This window comes from Planotetraspora sp. GP83 (genome assembly GCF_041262585.1).
Classification (GTDB): Bacteria; Actinomycetota; Actinomycetes; order Streptosporangiales; family Streptosporangiaceae; genus JAOEGB01.
Genome location: NZ_JBGCBZ010000002.1, coordinates 223979 through 240741 on the forward strand (window position 1 = coordinate 223979; position 16763 = coordinate 240741).

Sequence of the window (16763 nt, forward strand, 5' to 3'; positions counted from 1 at the left end):
TCATCTGAGCAACGGCTCGGCCAGCAGGAGGACGCCGAAGACGGCGAACGCGGCGGCCGCGCCGTACCTGATCCACTTCTCGGGCAGGTGCCTGCCGAGCAGGCGGCCGACGAGGATGGCGAGGGCGTCGGCGGCGACCATGCCCACCGTCGAGCCGATCCACGTGCCGAACCAGCCGTGCTGGGTGGCCAGCGTGATCGTCGCGAGCATGGTCTTGTCGCCGAGCTCGCTGAGGAAGAACGCGACCGTGACGGCGACGAACGCGTTCCGCGTCGTCCTGGCCGCCTTGCCCGACTCCTCGTCGCTCAGCTCGTCGCCGCGGAGCGTCCACGCGGCGAAGCCGAGGAACGCGATTCCCGCGGCGATCGAGATGGCGGTGGTGGGGAGGGCGTCGCCGATGAGGCCGCCGAGCCCCACGCTCACGAGGTGGACGAGCGCCGTCGCGAGAGTGATCCCGGTGAGCACGGGTAAGGGCTTGAACCGGGTCGCGAAGGTCATGGCCATGAGCTGGCTCTTGTCGCCGAGCTCGGCCACGAAGATCACGGCAAGGGATATCCAGAACGCCTGCACGGGGTCGCCTTTCCTGACGCGCGCGACCGGGCCGCCGTTCCGCACCCGGGGAGCTCGGGCACGACCTCGGCCCGGCGGCATCAATGACATGCCTGTCGGGCCGAAGGTCTCGTCCGCCACTAGGGCCCCACGACCGGGCCTTGAGGAGCCGCGAAAGGCTCAGGCCAGTATGTCGATCAGTGGATTTCGGACTACTCCCCTTCGGGTGTTTCCGTCACAGTCTAACGGCCCCCACCCCGCCCCCATTCCGCGTGATCATGTATGAATTCCTGGAATGGCCTCCTGACGTGCCCGAAAACCCGCCGTGATCATGCACGAGTTCCCTGAGCAGTGGTCCAGCCCGCGGAAACGCCGGCGATGATCATGCAATTCGCGTCGGACACCTTCCGCCGCGCATGATCAGGACAAGGGTCCGGCCGGGTCGGCATGGATTTCGGGGAAGGCGTGCATGATCACGACCGGCGGTTGCGCTGGCAGCTCAGGAGCCAGGGAAGATGTGCATGATCACGCCTAGTGGGTGCGCTGGCAGCTCAGGAGTCGGTGAAGGTGTGCATGATCACGCGGGGTTTGGCTGTCAGAGGGAGATGCCGACCATGATCGGCTCGTTCACGAGCAGCACGCCGAACTTCTCCTCGACCCCGTCGCGGACCTCCCGCGCCAGGGCCAGCAGCTCGGTGGTGCTCGCCTCGCCCGAGGGGTTGGTCAGGGCGAGCGTGTGCTTGGTGGAGATCCGCACCGCGCCCCGCTCGTAGCCCTTCGGGAACCCGGCGTTCTCGATCAGCCAGGCCGCCGGCACCTTGACCGAGCCGCCGGGCATGTCCCACCGGGGGTACGCCGGCGCCCTCAGCTCCAGGCCGGCGGCCTCCTCGGCGCTCAGGATCGGGTTCGTGAAGAACGACCCCGCACTCCGGGTGTCCGGATCGTCCGGGTCGAGGACCATGCCCTTGCCCCGCCGCAGCTCCAGCACGGCCTCCCGCACGTCGGCCAGCGGCGCCCGCTCCCCGATCTCCACGCCCAGCGCGGCGGCCAGCTCCTTGTACGCGACGGGCCCCGACAGCTCCGACCGCTCAAGCTCGTAGGACACCGCCAGCACCACGTGGCGGCCCGGGTCCTCCTTGAACGCGCTGTTCCGGTAGGCGAAGCCGCACTCGGCGGCCGTGAGGTCGCTGGTCTCCCCGGTCATGCGGTCGTAGACGCGGACCCCCGTGATCGTCTGGGAGACGTCCTGCCCGTACGCGCCGACGTTCTGGATGGGCGTGGAGCCCACGAGCCCGGGGACGCCCGACAGGCACTCCACCCCCGACCAGCCCTCGGCCACGCAACGGGCGACCAGGGCGTCCCAGTCCTCCCCCGCCTGCGCGGTCACCACCACACGGCCGTCCTCGACGGAAACCTCGACTCCCGGGCTGGAGACGTGGACCACCAGGCCGTCGAAGCCGTCGTCGGACACCACGAGGTTGCTGCCGCCGCCGAGGACCAGCACCGGCTCCCCGTCGCGATCCGCCTCCGCGACGATCTCGACGAGCTCACCCTGCGAACGGGCCTCCGTGAGGGCCCGAGCCGGGCCGCCCAGCCGCAACGTCGTGAACGGCCCGAGCCGTACCCCTGACAACCGGTCAGCCATGCGTTTCCTCAGCGACTTCCTCAGCGAGACGGGAACCCACCGGGCCGCGGCCGGCGCGGCAACCAGGACGGGACGCCGAGGCGGATCCCACGGCGGATGCCAGCTTACGATCTCAAGGAGCGCGACCGGCCAGCCCGATCCATGGCAGACGTCCCGCGCTCAGGATACGCATCCCTGGCTGCGCGGAAACCGCTCAAGCGGAACCGCTCAAGCGGAACCGGCGGACCCCGCGGAGCGGAGGCGATCGAGGACGCGGGCGTACGTCCGGCGGGACTCGGCTTCGCGATAGTCCGCGTCCACATCGTGGTAGCCCCGGTGCCGCTCCTGGTGGACCGGAAGTTCCTTGTCGGGCACCACGAGAGTCCCCGGCAGGGCGAGGGAGAACTCCAGGTCGGCGTTCCGGTAGAAGCGCGCCTTCTCGGGGAAGCCCCCCACACCCAGCGCGGCGGACCTCTTCACCGCGAACAGGTAGCCGAGCAGGGCCGTGACCTTTCCGGGCCCCGCGTCCTCCCAGTCGTGCCCGCCCGGCGCCGGTTCGGCTCCGCGCCATCCCGCCGCGACCGCGCCGCCGTCGATCGCCTCGACCAGCGGCGTGATCGCGTCGCCGTCGAGGATCGTCGAGGTCTCCATCACCACATGCACGTCGCCGTCGTCCAGCCGCAGCAGTTTGGTACGGCTCGCGCCCCACCCGGCCGAGCCTCCGGCCCAGTGGGGCCTCTCCGCGACATGCCATTCCTTGATCCGGTCCGGATGGCGCTCGGCCAGCTCGTGGAGGACGCGCCCGGCCCCGTCCACATCGCCCAAGTCCAGCGCGAGGATCTTGGCGTCCGTGTGCTCGATCAGAGCCTCCACGCATCGCCGTACGTCATCGGGCCAGCCATCGACCAGCAGCCCCACGGTCACCGCCGTCGTCGTCCCCGTGCCTGCCAAACCCCTCCGGCGTTCCGCATCCGTCACCGGATCGGCGGCGACCCTGGCTTCGGGGTCGGCCTGGGCGATCGACTGGTCGATCCGGGACGTGGCCGAGCTGCCGTCCCACAGGAGCTGCGACGCGACCATCGACGCGGTGCCCGACGGCGTCAGCGCGGTCTCGATGGTGCCGCCGGGCGCGATGTCCTGCTTGACCTCGTGACGGACGGCGTCGTCGGTCGCCTCGGTGGCCGCACGGGCGTTCTCCGCCAGAGGCGGCGGCATGGCCGAGCCGGTCGCGTCACCGGCGTGCTCGGGCGCCTGGGTCTGCCTCGCCGTCCCGGTGCGGGGATCGTCGTCGCTCCCTCTCTGCGTGGTCGCCGGGTCGGAGATCCTGGGCCGCTCGGAGCCACGACCGTCCGTCTGCTCGGAGACGGCGCGGCCCCGCTCGCGCCCAGACGGCGTGACGCCGGTCACAGCCTCAGTCCCAGACGGCCTGACGCCGGTCGCGGTCCCGTGCGGGGACGGCCCGGCATCGCCTGCCGTACCCGGGGAGAGATCGGTCACGGCGGAGACGGGCAGGGACCGCACGGTCGGCCACACGTCGAACGGGGGCCGCGGGGTCAGCTCGAAGCCGCCCTCGGTGTCCCGGACGTCCCAGCCGTGACCTGCGATCTCGTCGCGCAAGGCGTCGGCGCCGCCGAAATCCCGGCCGGCCCGGGCCTGGGCCCGCCGCTGCGCCAGCTCGATCACGTGATGCGGCGGCTCACTGGTCTGGGGGGTCTGGCAGGTCTGGGTCGCCGGTCCGTTCGATTCACTGATTCGCTCGCTCACGAACCGGACGCTACCCAGAGCCGATCCAGCCAATCACCGACCAATCAGCCGTCAGGAGAGCTGGACGACGGCCCGCGCCTTCGACAGGACCCTGGAGTCGCCGGACCTCGCGTTCACCACGACAACGACCCGCTTGTCCTCCAACTTCTCCTCGATGAGGCCGCTGATCGTGATCGTCGCGCCGTTGTCGTCGTCCGGCACGACCACCATGGACGAGAAGCGGACGCCGTAGTCGATGACCGCGGCCGGGTCCCCCGCCCAGTCCGTGACGAACCGGCCGCCCTGGGCCATCGTGTACATGCCGTGCGCGATTACGTCCGGCAGGCCGACGGACTTGGCGAAGCGCTCGTTCCAGTGGATGGGGTTGAAGTCGCCGGAGGCTCCCGCGTACTTGACCAGGTTGACCCGTCGGACCTGGTAGTCGACGGCCGGGATCTCCTGGCCCACCTCGACCTCGTCGTACTTGACCGTCGCAGCCATGGTTACGCCGCCCCTCCGCGCTCGACGATGGTGTTGTAGGTGCGGCAGACCAGCTCGCCCGTGGTGCTGGTGACGTCGCTGCGCAGGGTCAGGAACTCGTTGCGGCCGGCATCGCGGATCTCGGTGATGGTCGAGGTGCAGAGCAGCTCGTCACCGGGGTAGACGGGACGCTGGTACTCGAACCGCTGCTCACCGTGGACGACCATGGCGTAGTTGAGCCCCAGATCGGGATCAGACAGCGCCTCGCTCGCGCCCGACAGGCTGAAGACGATGGGGAAGGTCGGCGGGGCGACCACGTCCGGATGTCCGGCCGCGACTGCGGCCTCCTTGTCGTGATAGATCGGGTTGTCGTCGCCGATCGCGTCGGCGAACTCCTTGATCTTCACACGACAGACCTCGTAGATGGCGGACGCCTCGTAGGTCCGCCCGACGAAATCACGGTTCAAAGCCATCAGGCCCGTGCTCCTTCGTGGCTGCAGAGCTGTTGAGCCGACGGTAACAGAACAAGGTTCGGCTGTCGTGGATCGGCTTATGCCCTCCGCCGGCGGAACAACCGTAGCGACCCCGGCGAGCGGACCTTCTGTCGTCCGACGCCAACGAATACCCGTGTCGTCCTGTGCGGACACGACAAACCGGCGTCCCACGGATGGAACGCCGGTCGTACGTTATGAAGTGTCGCTGAAGAGCCCACCCGTCCAAGGAACGCCGCCACAGCCCGAGACAGGGCTTAGCGGGTCTCGCGGTGCGCCTGATGGCACTTACCCAATTCGAGAGGGCACAGCGGGCAGTACTTCAGAAGTGCCGCCCAGCCGGAGACGGCGCTTAGCGCGTCTCGCGGTGCGCCTGGTGGCACTTACAGTTCGGGCAGTACTTCTTCAGCTCAAGCCGATCCGGGTCGTTGCGCCGGTTCTTCCGCGTGATGTAGTTGCGGTGCTTGCACTCCTGGCAGGCCAGCGTGATCTTCGGCCTAACGTCTGTGGCAGCCACGTGGGAGTGCCTTTCTACGTCTGGGACTACTGGACAACCCAGGCCCGGTCACCTACGAGGAGAGACCTGGCGAGGGTAGTAGCGGAGGCCGGACTTGAACCGGCGACACAGCGATTATGAGCCGCTTGCTCTGCCTGACTGAGCTACTCCGCCTGGACCGGGAAAAACAGGGACCGGCCACGCAAGGATACCCGACCTGTACGGCTCTCGCGCACACGCGCGCAGCCATGATCGAGCTCGGGTATCGCGGTGAGGAAACCCCACCACACCGAAAGCCCCACCCGAACGGCTCGGACAGGACTTCCGCGTCTCATCGTAACGCAGGGCAATCCATGCTCCCACCGTGATTTCCGTACCTTAGGAAGCCCGGGCAGCGCGCGGCATGGAGGACGAGACTGCCAAGCCCCACAAGGCGGCATGCCCCGGAACAGGCGAGGACAATCACCCGTGCTGGTGATCTGCCCAGGTCAGGCCGCCGAGCGCGATGTCATCCCCGAGGGGATCGAGGTGGTCACGCGGATGCGGCTTGAGCCTCCAGTAGGGGGAGGCGCGAGGGTGGGGGGCATGGACGGCGACGCGCTCTACTCGATCGGCGATCTGGCCCGGCGGACCGGGCTGACGGTCAAGACCATCCGGTTCTACTCCGATCGCGGGATCGTGCCGCCGACTCACCGCAGCCCGGCCGGCTACCGCCTCTACGACATCGACGCCGTCGCACGCCTGGACCTCGTGCGGACGCTCCGCGACCTCCAACTCGACCTTCCCACCATCCGGAAGGTCGTGGACCGGGAGATTTCGCTCCCTGAGGTCGCCGCGGCGCACGCGGAAGCACTGGCGGCGCAGATCCGGACGCTGCGACTGCGGCGAGCGGTGCTGACGGCGGTGGCCAGGCGCGGCTCCACCCCTGAGGAGATGGATCTCATGCACAGGCTGGCGAAGCTCTCCGAGGACGAACGGCGACGTCTCATCGGCGATTTCCTCGACGCCGCCTTCAGCGGCCTCGACCCCAACGCCGGATTCGCAGGCATCAGGCGCTCGATGACCCCCGAACTGCCCGACAGCCCCGAGACCGAGCAGGTAGAGGCGTGGGTGGAGTTGGCCGGGCTGTCCCAGGACCCGGATTTTCGTGCCGCCATTCGCCGTACGGCTGAGCAGCACGCGGCCGAGCGCGCCCAAGGCGGAGCCGGGGGGCTGCGCCGCGACGCCGCCGCGGTCGTCCGTGACCTGGCCGGCCCGGCCCTGGTGGGCGGCATCGACCCGGCCTCCGCCCAGGCGGATCCGGTAGTCGAGGCGGTCACGGCTCAATACGCGGACCTCTCCGGCCGCCCCGCCGACGCCGACCTTCGACGTCGGCTGCTGACCCTGCTTGAGACCGCGAACGATCCTCGCCGAGAGCGGTACCTCGAACTGCTCGCAGTGATCAACGGCTGGCCGGCCCCGGACAGCCTGGCGCCGGTGTTCGACTGGTTCATCCAGGCGTTGCGTGCCCGAATCCCGGGGACGGCCTAGCGACGTGCCCGGCCGCGCGGCAGCCGCCCGACCGTCGAGGGCGACAGCCCCGACCGCTTGGCCATCGGCGCGCGGGACCAGTGCGTCCCGTCCACCGGCGTGGACTCCAGGGTGTCCACCACGACCTGCTCGACCCGCTCGTCGCTGACCGTCGGGTGCTGCTGCCCGGCTCCGCGCAGGCCGGCACCAGCCGAGCCCGCCACGCGAGCGTCGAGATCCCTGCCGCGCACCGCACAAGGAAGTGCAGGTTTAATAAAATTAAGATCGACTTCTTGAAAGTTCAGGTGCGCCCGGGTATAACTTTAGATATGACAGAGCAGGCGATGGACTGGCAGGAACTCACGAACCTGACCCGGGGCCAGCCGTTCGTCGTCGAGCGGGTGCGCCTCGCAGGCAGCGGCGTCGCGATCGAGGGCGAGTTCGAGCTACCGCAACTGGCTCAGCTCAACGTCGAGGATCAGGTCTTCGTCACGGCGTTCGTGCGGTGCCACGGTTCCATCAAGGAGATGGAGCGGATCTTCGGGGTGAGCTACCCGACGATCAAATCACGACTGAACCGGATCACGCAGATGCTCGACTTCGTCGAGACCGATCCGGCGCCGTCGCGGGCCGACATCATCGATCGGTTGCGCCGCGGCGAGATCACCGCACAGCAGGCATTGTCCGAATTGGAGAGTCGTACGTGATGCCGCAGTTGTTGACCGTACGGGTCAAACGCCCGGACGGTCATCCCATCCGGATCTGGGTCCCGGTACTCCCCGTAGTGCTCGTGTTCTCACCGGTCGTGGTCCTGGCCGTACTGGTGGCGGCCGTGGCCTGCCTCGTGTACCACGTCAGTGTGGTGCGGGCACTCGGCACCGGTTGGCTCATCGTCTCCGCGTTGCCCGGCACCCGGGTCGACGTCGAGCAGGGTCGTACGGCCGTGCTCGTAACTATCCGATAGGAGAGGTTCCGATGAACGAACAGCGCAAGGACATCCTCGACATGCTGGCCGAGGGCAAGATCACCGCAGAGGAGGCGGAGCAGCTCATCACCGCGCTCGAACGGGATCAGCCGCCGGCGGCGTCGAGCCTCGACGCCCGGCCGAAGGGCAAGGCGAAGTACCTGCGGGTGATGGTGGACACCCTTGAGAACGGCGAGCCGGGGCGGGTCAACGTGCGGGTGCCGCTGCAGCTGCTGCGGGCCGGCGTACGGCTGGCGGCCCTGATCCCGGCGCAGGCACTGGGTCAGGCCAACGCCGAGCTGAACAAGTCGGGCGTGCCGTTCGACCTGACACAGCTCAAGCCCGAACAGCTCGAGGCGCTCGTGGAGCACCTCGACGAGATGACCGTGGAGGTCGACCAGCCCGATGCCAAAGTGCGTGTCTTCTGCGAGTAGGCGCCGTCCGTTGGACGGACCCCCGAGAGGGTGCTGGAACACCCTCCCGAGGCCGCGCCCGCTACAGCAGAGCACGGTTGAACTGCCGACCTGAAGTTTAGCCGCTCATCGGCGCGTAGCGGGGGTGCCACCGGTTGGGTCGCCCCGGACGTCTCAGTCCGGGCTCCCACAGAACCGTGCGTAACAATCTCTCGTTACACGGCTCTTGTCGTTCTGGTCACCAGACTGTCGGGACCGTGTTCACCCAGACCCAGTGGGCGAAGAATCTCGGCCGCGACTTCACGACCGTCTCCCACTGGGCTTGGGCCCTCTTGCGGGCCCGTAGCCGCTTGTACTTGTTGCGCGACCACCGCATCAGGTAGGCGTTGATGCGGGCCAGGAGGAGATACAGCGCGGAGCGGTAGAACGCTCCGTAGTACTGCATCCATCCCCGCACGACCGGGTTGATCCGCCGTGCGAGGTCGTGTTCAGAGGATCCAGTGCGGTGGTGGAGCCGCCAGGCCCGCACCGTCGCACTCATCTGTTTCAAGGCATTCTTGCTGACCGCCGGGTTGAAGCCGCAACGCATCTTCCCGGTCTCGGTCCGCACCCCTCGCGGCCGGAAGGTGAACCCAAGAAACGTGAACGACGTGTGCTCATACGAGCCGCGCCGTCTGTCGTCCTTGCAGTACACGATCCGGGTCTTGTCCGGGTGCAGGTCGAGCCCGACCTCGGCCATACGTTCCTTGATCGCCGCCAGTACCCGTTCGGCCTGCCCCAGGCTGGAGCGGTGCACGACCGCGTCATCGGCGTAGCGCTCGAACACCACGCCCGGGAACTCCCGGGCGATCCAGGCGTCGAACGCATAGTGCAGGAACAGGTTCGCCAGGACGGGAGAGATCGCCGATCCCTGCGGGGTTCCGCGATCTCGCTCTCGCAAGGTCCCGTCGGGCAGCGCCATCGGTGCGGCGAGCCACCGTTTCACATACAGCACCACCCACGGCAGGTCGGTGTGCGCCTGGACCGCCTTGACGATCAGGTCCCATGGCACGGAGTCGAAGAACTTGCGGATGTCGAACTCGACCACCCAGTCGTACTTCCAGCACCGCTGCCGACAGGCCCCGACCGCGTCCAACGCCGAGCGGCCCGGCCGATAGCCATAGGAGTCCGGATGGAAGATCGGCTCGACCTTCGCCTCCAGCACCCCGGCCACCACCGTCTGCGCGATCCGGTCGGCCACAGTGGGCACGCCGAGCGTTCTCGTGCCCCCACCGTGTGCCTTGGGGATCTCCACAGCTTGGACCGGTGGGGGAAAGTATGCCCCCGAGGACATCCGATTCCAGATCTTGTACAGGTTGTCCTTCAGATCCTTCTCGAAAACCTCGACCGACATACCGTCCACCCCGGCCGCGCCCTTGTTCGCCTTGACCTTCTCCCACGCCTCCAGGACAGTCCGCTTCGAGATATCGAACGGCTTGCCCGGTGCTTTCAACTCGTCCACACGACTCCTCCCGGACACCGTCCGGTTGATCGGGCAAACGGGTCACGAACGACCCGGCCCCTTCGCTCCAGCCCCATTACAGGACCTTCGCCGCTACTACGAGCCGGTCCGCCGGCGCGCTCGGCAACGGGTACTCTGACGCCTCCACCAGGACTCTCCCCGGCCGCGGCTCTCTCCTGTCACCCACCATCTGGGCGGTGTCCAAACGCGCCTTCTCCTGTTCCACTCGAACGCCGCAGACCGAGCTCGCGCCGCCTCCATGCCGGACACCGCCTGGCCAATAAGCGGACTCCCGCCAGGCTCCATCCCGGAGTCGTATTCACTCCCCGGTTTCGATGTCATCTGTTCTGCTTTCGACACGTCATCAGCGGTTCACTCGCGTTCGCCTTCTCGGTCCCCACCTGACGCCTCACAGGCGCCTTTTCCTCATCGCTCACCACGACGGTCTTCAGCCAACGCAGCATGAGGCGGTTTGGAGCCTCCCTCCGCAGGGCGACTCCGAAGGGCCACAACCTTCATCGTCCGAGCAGCATCGCTCCAGATCATTCGCCTACATCGAACTCTCCTTCACGTTCAGGACACACGAACACGGCAGAATCGGGCCGCACTCATGATCACTGGTCGTTGGGCTCGTGGGCTTCGGCTTTCGTGTGGAGGACTTCGCGGGCCTGTTCGGCGGCGCGGGTGATGCTTTCGCTGATGAAGTCGAGGAAGCGGGCGATGTTCTCCAGGCGGGTGGCGGCGGGGGTGTGGGGGCCGAGGATGGCGACGCCTTGGCGTGCGGTTTCGACGAGCTGGTCGTTGGATCGGGCGCTGGCGATCGTCGCCTGGTAGAAGAGTTCGTCGTCGACGACGTAGCGGTCGCGGCGGCGTTCGTCGCGTTCTCGGCGGACGAGGCTCTGGCTCTCCAGGAAGGCGATCGCTTTGGAGATGGACGCCGGGCTGACCTGGAGGCGCTGGGCGAGCTGGGACGCGGTGAGGCTGCCCGCGTCGGTGGTGAACAGGCAGGTCAGCACCCGGGCCGTCATCTTGGTCAGGCCCGAAGCCATGAGGACGGTGGTGAACGTCTCCTCGTACTCGGCCACGGCCTCGGCGTCGCGTCCGTGCGGTTGGGGGACTGACCCCGCCCCTTGGGAGGGGGCGGGCCTGCGCCGATGGGCGCGGCGTTCGGTGGCGCGGTGGGCCAGGTCGGCGCGGTAGGCGGTGGGGCCGCCGTTGCGCATCACCTCACGCGTGATGGTCGAGGTCGGACGGTCGAGGCGTCGGGCGATCTCGGCGTAGGGGAGGCTGTCGGCCAGCCCCAGCGCGATCTGCTGGCGTTCCTGCTGGGTGAGCCTGCCTCCCGGCATCGCGATCTCCTTGGTGATCCTTCATGGTGGTCCCTGATCCCCCCACTATAGCGTTCACTTCTCATCCATTGCAATGATCGGAGCGGTTGTCGTTGCGTTACCATCAAGACCGTTGCAACAGTTTCTCGGTCTCTACCTGCGTAGATGTCGATTCTACGCAACAGACGTGTTGCCACTATCTGGAAAGCAACGTAGCGTTTCCGGTGTCAGAAACAACGAACGAGCACGGGAGAGCACGATGCAGAAGTTCGACACCCCCGCCCCGATCTCCGCCGTCCTGGACATCCCCGCCGGACGCATCCAGTTCATCGCCGCAGACCGCGCTGACACCACCGTCGAGGTCCTGCCCGCCGACCCCTCCAAGAGCCGCGACACCAAGACCGCTGAGCAGACCACCGTCGCCTACGCCGACGGCGTCCTGCGGATCACGGCCTCGACCCCCAACAACCAGCTCTTCGGCCCCTCCGGATCCCTGGAGGTCACCGTCCAGCTGCCCGCCGGCTCCCGCATCGAGGCCAAGGCCGCCAGCGCCGAGCTCCGCGGCGTCGGACGCCTCGGAGACGTCGCCTTCGAAGGCGCGTACCGCCAGATCAAGATCGACGAGGCCGCGAGCGTCCGCCTCACTGCGATCGACGGCGACGTCGAGGTCGGCCGGCTCAACGGCCCCGCGGAGATCAGCACCGCAAGGGGCGACATCCGGATCACCGAGGCCGTGCGCGGCACGGTCGTGCTCCGCACCCAGTCCGGCGACATTTCGGTCGCCGCCGCCGCCGGCGTCTCGGCCGCCCTGGACGCCGGCACCTCCTACGGCCGCATCAGCAACGCCCTCAAGAACGATGGCACCGCCGAACTCGACATCCGCGCCACCACCTCCCACGGCGACATCGTCGCCCGCAGCCTCTGACCCGCAGCCTCTGAGGAGCACCAACATGACGAACCTGGCCATCTCAGCGAACGGGCTGAGCAAGTCCTACGGCGACAAACTCGTCCTCGGCGGCATCGACCTGACCGTCCCCGAAGGAACGATCTTCTCGCTCCTCGGCCCGAACGGGGCAGGGAAGACCACGACCGTCCAGATCCTGTCCACCCTGATCCCCGCCGATGGCGGCGCCGTCCAGGTCGCCGGCCATGACCTGGCCCGCGAGCCGGACGACGTGCGCGGCGCGATCGGCGTCACCGGGCAATACTCGGCCGTCGACAAGCTGCTCACCGGCGAGGAGAACCTGCTCCTCATGGCAGACCTGAGGCACCTGTCCCGCAGGGACGGCAAGCGCAAGGCCGCCGAGCTGCTCGAACGGTTCGACCTGGTCGACGCGGCCCGCAAGCCCGCTGGCACCTACTCCGGCGGCATGCAGCGCCGGCTGGACCTGGCGATGACCCTGGTCGGCGACCCCCGTCTGATCTTCCTGGACGAGCCCACCACCGGTCTCGACCCGCGCAGCCGCCGCACCATGTGGCAGATCGTCCGCGACCTCGTCGCCGACGGCGTCACCATCTTCCTCACCACCCAGTACCTGGAGGAGGCCGACGAGCTCGCCGACCGCATCGCCCTCCTCGACCACGGACGGCTGATCGCCGAAGGCACCGCCGAAGAGCTCAAGCGGCTCATCCCCGGCGGCCACATCCAGCTCAAGTTCGCCGACGCGCAGCTGCTCGACGCGGCTCGCCACCTCATCGGGGCCGGAGTCGCCGACCCCGAGGCGCTCGCCCTGCAGGTGCCGAGCGACGGCAGCGTCCGCACGATCCGCGAACTGCTCGCCCTCCTGGACGAACGCTCGATCGACATCGACGAGATGAGCGTCCACACCCCCGACCTCGACGACGTCTTCCTCGCCCTCACCGGCCAGCAGAAGGAGGCCACCCGATGAGCACCCTCACCCTCGCCATGCGCGACTCGTCCACCATGGTCCGGCGCCAGCTCAAGCGCCTGCTCCGCTACCCGTCCATGACGGTGCAGCTGGTCGTGACGCCCGTCATCATCCTGATCCTGTTCGTCTACGTCTTCGGCGGCACCCTCGGCGACGGGCTCGGCGGCGGCCGCGACGCCTACATCAACTACGTCGTCCCCGGCATCCTCCTCATGGCGGCGGCCACGGCCGCGACCGGAACCGCCGTCATGGTCGCCACCGACATGACCGAAGGCATCATCGCCCGCTTCCGCACCATGCGGATCTCCCGGGCCTCGGTCCTGACCGGCCACGTCGTCGGCAGCGTCATCCAGCAGCTCCTCGGCATGGCCGTCGTCATCGGCATCGCCCTGGCCATCGGCTTCCGCCCGAACGCCACCGCCGTCGAGTGGCTGGCCGCCGCCGGCCTGCTCACCCTGTTCGTCCTGGCCATCACCTGGCTGTCGGTCGCCCTCGGCCTGAAGTCCCCGACCCCCGAGGCCGCCAGCAACGCCCCGATGCCCCTGATCCTGCTCCCCTTCCTCGGCAGCGGCTTCGTCCCCACCGACTCCATGCCCACCGCCCTGCGCTGGTTCGCCGAATACCAGCCCTTCACCCCCGTCATGGAAACCGTCCGCGGGCTCCTCCTCGGCACCCCGATCGGCAACAGCGCCGCCATCGCCACCGCTTGGTGCGCCGGCATCGCCACCGTCTCCTACCTCTGGGCCAAGAACACCTTCAACAAGGCCTGACCATGAACCGGCCGAACAGGGCCGTCAGACCAATGGGTCTGACGGCCCTGAACCTTTCCGCCCGTCGCACCGGCCAGATCGCAGCGAGTCCTCGACGTAAGACATCCCGGCAGAGACGGTCTACCGCAAGCAGCTCCGGCCCTCCTGGAGGGCAGCGATGGGCGACATTCTTCCCGGGGCAGGCACGGGCGTAGTGGCATCGTGCGAGCGGACGACAGAACCCCACCCCAAATATCATCCGCCTGCCACTAGACATGACTTCGAAGTTGACAGGAAGTTGACTATGCAGGTCATCTTGCTGACCTCCGCTTTTCTGCTTTGTCGGCTCCGCATGGCGCAGAGTTGTTCTTTCAAGAGCCAGCCGATCGCCCGAGAAAAGGAGTTAGCAAATGATAAAGAAGACCAGCCTTCTCTCCAAGCTCGGTGTCGCCACCGCTGTCATGGTTGGTGGCCTGACCCTCGCGTCACAGCCCTCGGCTTTCGCCGCCGCGGCTCCCAGCTTCTCCGTAACGCCGTCCACGGGCCTGTCGGACGGCAACAACGTCACGGTGTCGATCACGGGAGCGGGGCCCGGCGAGAAGTTCAGCGTCATCCAGTGCGCGACCGTCAACGCGCAGCTCGCGTGTAATGGGGAGACCGCCAAGACGGTCACCGCAGACGCCAGTGGTTCGGTCAGCTCGTCGTTCGTCGTCCGCAGGAGTTTCCAAGGCACAGCCCCCGAGAGCGGCACCCCGGTGGGCCCAGTCGACTGTGCCACCACTGCCTGCTACGTCAGTGCCGGGAACCAGAGCGTCTTCCTCGGCTCCCAGCCGATTTCCTTCAGCTAGCTAGTCAGTAGGTCTGGTCCCCGACCGCAAAGAGCGGGGCGGGCGGAAAGCGTGTCGGGCTCGGTCGCCGGGCTGAGCCTGGCGGCCGAGCCGGTCCTGGGCGGCCTCCTGGTCAGCGGCCTCGACTGGCGGTCCATCTTCTGGATCAACGTCCCTGCCGGTATCGCCGCGATCACGCTGACCCAGCGCTTACGCGGAAGATGCGGGCAAGGCCCGCCAGATCGGCGAAGACGGCCGTACCACCGGAAAGGTCGTCCTAACTGCCGCCAATTGACCTCTGCGGGCACGGATCGCACACCGCGCTGCGGTGGGGCGAGTTGCCGGCGCCGTTCCGCGCCGGGAAAGAAGATCATCGCAGAGAAATCGCGCAAACAAGCGGAACGGCCCCATCCAGTTGATCTCTGGATGAGGCGTTTTACCTGATGAGTCCGGGAGCCCCCAAACGGAATCGAACCGTTGACCTTCTCCTTACCATGGAGACGCTCTGCCGACTGAGCTATAGGGGCGCGCCCGCCTGCGCTCTCGCGTCGCGGACAGGTGTAACCATACACGTCCACGACGACCGATGCGAAATCAATCGCGCCGCTCTTTCCGAGCCGCCGCCGTGGGTCACGGCGGCTCGGGAGGGGTCGGCAGCGTGCCCGACAAATCGGCTTTGCCCTTCTCCCCTGGGGGGAGCTTCGCCGTGATCTCATATCGGGCGAAATACCCCTTGCCCTTGACCGGGACGATGCTGCTCAGCGTCACGGTCGCGGCGTACGGCTTGTCCAGGCAGTGCGGCAGGCACCAGGTCCCGCTCAGGTTGCCGGTCCCCGAGGCCCGGGTGGGCCCCCAACTCCGCCAGGTCACCTTGTTGAGCGTGCTGAACTCGGAGAGCACCAGATCGGCGGGCTCCTGGTCGGCCCTGCCCTGCTCCGCGCCGTAGAAGTTCAGCACGTACACCTCGGTCCCGGTGGCGACAGCCGTACCGGACGAGCCGCAGGCGGTCGCGCCGAGGCCGAGCGCGCACAGGCCGGAGACGGACAGAAAGACAGCCGGCAGGCGCGCCCTGCCGGGCGTGGTGGGCAGGCGCATCGGTACCCCCTCAGGCGTCTGTTTCCCTGACGGCGCGGGGGTTACGCCTGTCGTTCCGGCTACCGAACGGCCGTCCGCAGGCCGCCGCCCCCGCGCGGGAACGGAATAACCTCACATAGGTCGGCAAGGTCGACGAACCGGGCGACTTCCTCGACCGAGAGGCAGTCGGCGACGAGCCAGCCGTTCCGCCGGACACGGAGCACCTGACGGCCGCAGCGATGCGCCGGCACGATCTCGTATCCCCTCGGTCCCACCCACCGCCTGCTCATAGGTGAACAACCTATCGAATTTCCCCATCCATTTCTTGGAATGACACAGGCCCCAGAGGGACGCCGGTTAAGTCCCGGCCTAACGAACACCAAGTGGTCCGGCGCACATTGGGCGTGACCTTCAGGAACGAGACATCACGATCGAGGAGGAACGATGTCCGCCGACCGGCCTCAGACCCGCCCCCAGCAGGAGTCCCCGCGGCAGTCCCAGTCCCCCAGCTTGCTGGGCATCCGCATCACCCACCGGGCCATGCGCGCGGACGCGCGCCGCCTCGCCGAAGCCGCCAAGGCGATCGCCGATGGCCACCGGCCCTGCGACGGGCGGCGCGCCGCGGCCATCCGCGACTTCGTCGTCCAGTTCTGCGACGGCATCCACCATCACCACACCGTGGAGGACGAGGTGCTCTGGCCCATCATCGTCCGGTCAGCGGGCGCAGAGGTGGACCTGAGCGACCTCACCGAGGACCATTCCGAGCTGGACCCGCTTCTCGACGAGATCCGGGCCGCCGCGAAGACGCCGGCCGACCTCGCCGTGCCGCTGACCCGGCTCGCGGACCTGCTCGACGAGCACATCGAGGAGGAGGAGCGCCTCATCTTCCCGATCATCGAGCGGCACGTGTCCGTGGAGGACTGGGAGCGCGTGGAGAACGCGGCCCGGGAGGGCGGCAACATCAGATTCGACCTGCCGAGGATCGAGCAGTACGCGAAGCCGGCGGAGCTGGTCGAGCTGCGCAAGCTCGCGGGTCCCGTGCTGATCGTCTTCCTCGCGCTGCTCCGCCCGGGCCACCGCCGCCGCCAGCGCCTCATCTTCGGCCCCGCCTGAGCCGTTGCCCGCG

19 protein-coding genes and 2 tRNA genes are annotated in these 16763 nt (G+C 68.0%); 9 read left to right on the forward strand and 12 right to left on the reverse strand.

Going from position 1 to position 16763, the window contains the following annotated elements; genetic code table 11:
* The 7 genes from ABH927_RS03745 to ABH927_RS03775 all read right to left on the reverse strand — a co-directional run bounded on the left by ABH927_RS03745 (nucleotide 1) and on the right by ABH927_RS03775 (nucleotide 5557).
* On the reverse strand, nucleotides 1-570 hold the full coding sequence (locus ABH927_RS03745) for a TMEM165/GDT1 family protein (RefSeq protein ID WP_370018059.1): 570 nt from the start codon (nucleotides 568-570) through the stop codon (nucleotides 1-3).
* A gap of 574 nt (nucleotides 571-1144) precedes the next feature.
* A complete protein-coding gene (locus ABH927_RS03750; RefSeq protein WP_370018061.1) occupies nucleotides 1145-2194 on the reverse strand; it encodes a UDP-N-acetylmuramate dehydrogenase in 1050 nt (349 codons plus the stop codon).
* A gap of 207 nt (nucleotides 2195-2401) precedes the next feature.
* Nucleotides 2402-3937, reverse strand: a complete 1536-nt coding sequence (locus ABH927_RS03755; protein ID WP_370018062.1) for a hypothetical protein — start codon at nucleotides 3935-3937, stop codon at nucleotides 2402-2404.
* 51 nt (nucleotides 3938-3988) lie between these two features.
* On the reverse strand, nucleotides 3989-4417 hold the full coding sequence (locus ABH927_RS03760) for a MaoC family dehydratase (protein ID WP_370018064.1): 429 nt from the start codon (nucleotides 4415-4417) through the stop codon (nucleotides 3989-3991).
* A gap of 2 nt (nucleotides 4418-4419) precedes the next feature.
* Nucleotides 4420-4869 carry a MaoC family dehydratase N-terminal domain-containing protein gene (locus ABH927_RS03765; RefSeq protein WP_370018066.1) on the reverse strand — a complete coding sequence of 150 codons (450 nt, stop codon included), beginning with the start codon at nucleotides 4867-4869 and terminating at the stop codon, nucleotides 4420-4422.
* 370 nt (nucleotides 4870-5239) lie between these two features.
* Complete coding sequence (rpmG, locus tag ABH927_RS03770; protein ID WP_203881979.1) at nucleotides 5240-5404, reverse strand: 50S ribosomal protein L33; 165 nt, start codon at nucleotides 5402-5404, stop codon at nucleotides 5240-5242.
* 79 nt (nucleotides 5405-5483) lie between these two features.
* Nucleotides 5484-5557: transfer RNA gene (locus ABH927_RS03775), tRNA-Met, on the reverse strand.
* A 294-nt stretch (nucleotides 5558-5851) separates the two neighbouring features.
* Here ABH927_RS03775 and ABH927_RS03780 point away from each other — a divergent pair.
* The gene (locus ABH927_RS03780) at nucleotides 5852-6913 is read left to right on the forward strand and encodes a MerR family transcriptional regulator (RefSeq protein WP_370018067.1); all 1062 of its coding nucleotides are present in this window, start codon (nucleotides 5852-5854) and stop codon (nucleotides 6911-6913) included.
* Here the strand turns inward: ABH927_RS03780 and ABH927_RS03785 are convergent.
* A complete protein-coding gene (locus ABH927_RS03785) occupies nucleotides 6910-7143 on the reverse strand; it encodes a hypothetical protein (protein ID WP_370018069.1) in 234 nt (77 codons plus the stop codon). The two genes, ABH927_RS03780 and ABH927_RS03785, sit on opposite strands and share 4 nt — an antisense overlap.
* A gap of 78 nt (nucleotides 7144-7221) precedes the next feature.
* On the opposite strand from ABH927_RS03785, the gene ABH927_RS03790 reads away from it, so the two are divergent.
* Genes ABH927_RS03790 through ABH927_RS03800 form a run of 3 tightly spaced genes read left to right on the forward strand, consistent with a single transcriptional unit; the run spans nucleotide 7222 to nucleotide 8290 of the window.
* On the forward strand, nucleotides 7222-7599 hold the full coding sequence (locus tag ABH927_RS03790; RefSeq protein WP_370018071.1) for a DUF2089 domain-containing protein: 378 nt from the start codon (nucleotides 7222-7224) through the stop codon (nucleotides 7597-7599).
* Nucleotides 7599-7856: a hypothetical protein gene (locus tag ABH927_RS03795; RefSeq protein ID WP_370018073.1), complete on the forward strand. Its 258-nt coding sequence runs from the start codon at nucleotides 7599-7601 to the stop codon at nucleotides 7854-7856. The genes ABH927_RS03790 and ABH927_RS03795 overlap by 1 nt, the downstream gene beginning before the upstream one ends.
* A gap of 11 nt (nucleotides 7857-7867) precedes the next feature.
* Nucleotides 7868-8290, forward strand: coding sequence for an SHOCT-like domain-containing protein (locus ABH927_RS03800; RefSeq protein WP_370018075.1), 423 nt, complete (start codon nucleotides 7868-7870; stop codon nucleotides 8288-8290).
* Between the two features lie 217 nt (nucleotides 8291-8507).
* Here the strand turns inward: ABH927_RS03800 and ltrA are convergent, their stop codons facing one another.
* Both ltrA and ABH927_RS03810 read right to left on the reverse strand, forming a co-directional pair.
* Nucleotides 8508-9770, reverse strand: a complete 1263-nt coding sequence (gene ltrA / locus ABH927_RS03805) for a group II intron reverse transcriptase/maturase (protein WP_370018077.1) — start codon at nucleotides 9768-9770, stop codon at nucleotides 8508-8510.
* 614 nt (nucleotides 9771-10384) lie between these two features.
* Entirely contained in the window at nucleotides 10385-11119 is a 735-nt protein-coding gene (locus ABH927_RS03810; protein ID WP_370018079.1) for a helix-turn-helix domain-containing protein, read from the reverse strand.
* 238 nt (nucleotides 11120-11357) lie between these two features.
* Here ABH927_RS03810 and ABH927_RS03815 point away from each other — a divergent pair, with 238 nt between their 5' ends.
* The 4 genes from ABH927_RS03815 (at nucleotide 11358) to ABH927_RS03830 (ending at nucleotide 14584) form a co-directional block, all read left to right on the forward strand.
* On the forward strand, nucleotides 11358-12023 hold the full coding sequence (locus ABH927_RS03815; protein WP_370018081.1) for a DUF4097 family beta strand repeat-containing protein: 666 nt from the start codon (nucleotides 11358-11360) through the stop codon (nucleotides 12021-12023).
* A 25-nt stretch (nucleotides 12024-12048) separates the two neighbouring features.
* The gene (locus ABH927_RS03820; protein WP_370018083.1) at nucleotides 12049-12987 is read left to right on the forward strand and encodes an ATP-binding cassette domain-containing protein; all 939 of its coding nucleotides are present in this window, start codon (nucleotides 12049-12051) and stop codon (nucleotides 12985-12987) included.
* A complete protein-coding gene (locus ABH927_RS03825) occupies nucleotides 12984-13757 on the forward strand; it encodes an ABC transporter permease (RefSeq protein ID WP_370018085.1) in 774 nt (257 codons plus the stop codon). The genes ABH927_RS03820 and ABH927_RS03825 overlap by 4 nt, the downstream gene beginning before the upstream one ends.
* Before the next feature lie 389 nt (nucleotides 13758-14146).
* The gene (locus ABH927_RS03830; RefSeq protein WP_370018087.1) at nucleotides 14147-14584 is read left to right on the forward strand and encodes an enediyne antibiotic chromoprotein; all 438 of its coding nucleotides are present in this window, start codon (nucleotides 14147-14149) and stop codon (nucleotides 14582-14584) included.
* 433 nt (nucleotides 14585-15017) lie between these two features.
* Here ABH927_RS03830 and ABH927_RS03835 read toward each other — a convergent pair.
* Nucleotides 15018-15090 (reverse strand) — tRNA-Thr (locus ABH927_RS03835).
* A gap of 103 nt (nucleotides 15091-15193) precedes the next feature.
* The gene (locus ABH927_RS03840; protein WP_370018089.1) at nucleotides 15194-15658 is read right to left on the reverse strand and encodes a hypothetical protein; all 465 of its coding nucleotides are present in this window, start codon (nucleotides 15656-15658) and stop codon (nucleotides 15194-15196) included.
* Between the two features lie 423 nt (nucleotides 15659-16081).
* Between ABH927_RS03840 and ABH927_RS03845 the strand changes: the two genes are divergently transcribed.
* Nucleotides 16082-16750, forward strand: coding sequence for a hemerythrin domain-containing protein (locus ABH927_RS03845; protein WP_370018091.1), 669 nt, complete (start codon nucleotides 16082-16084; stop codon nucleotides 16748-16750).
* The last annotated feature ends 13 nt before the right edge of the window (nucleotides 16751-16763 follow it).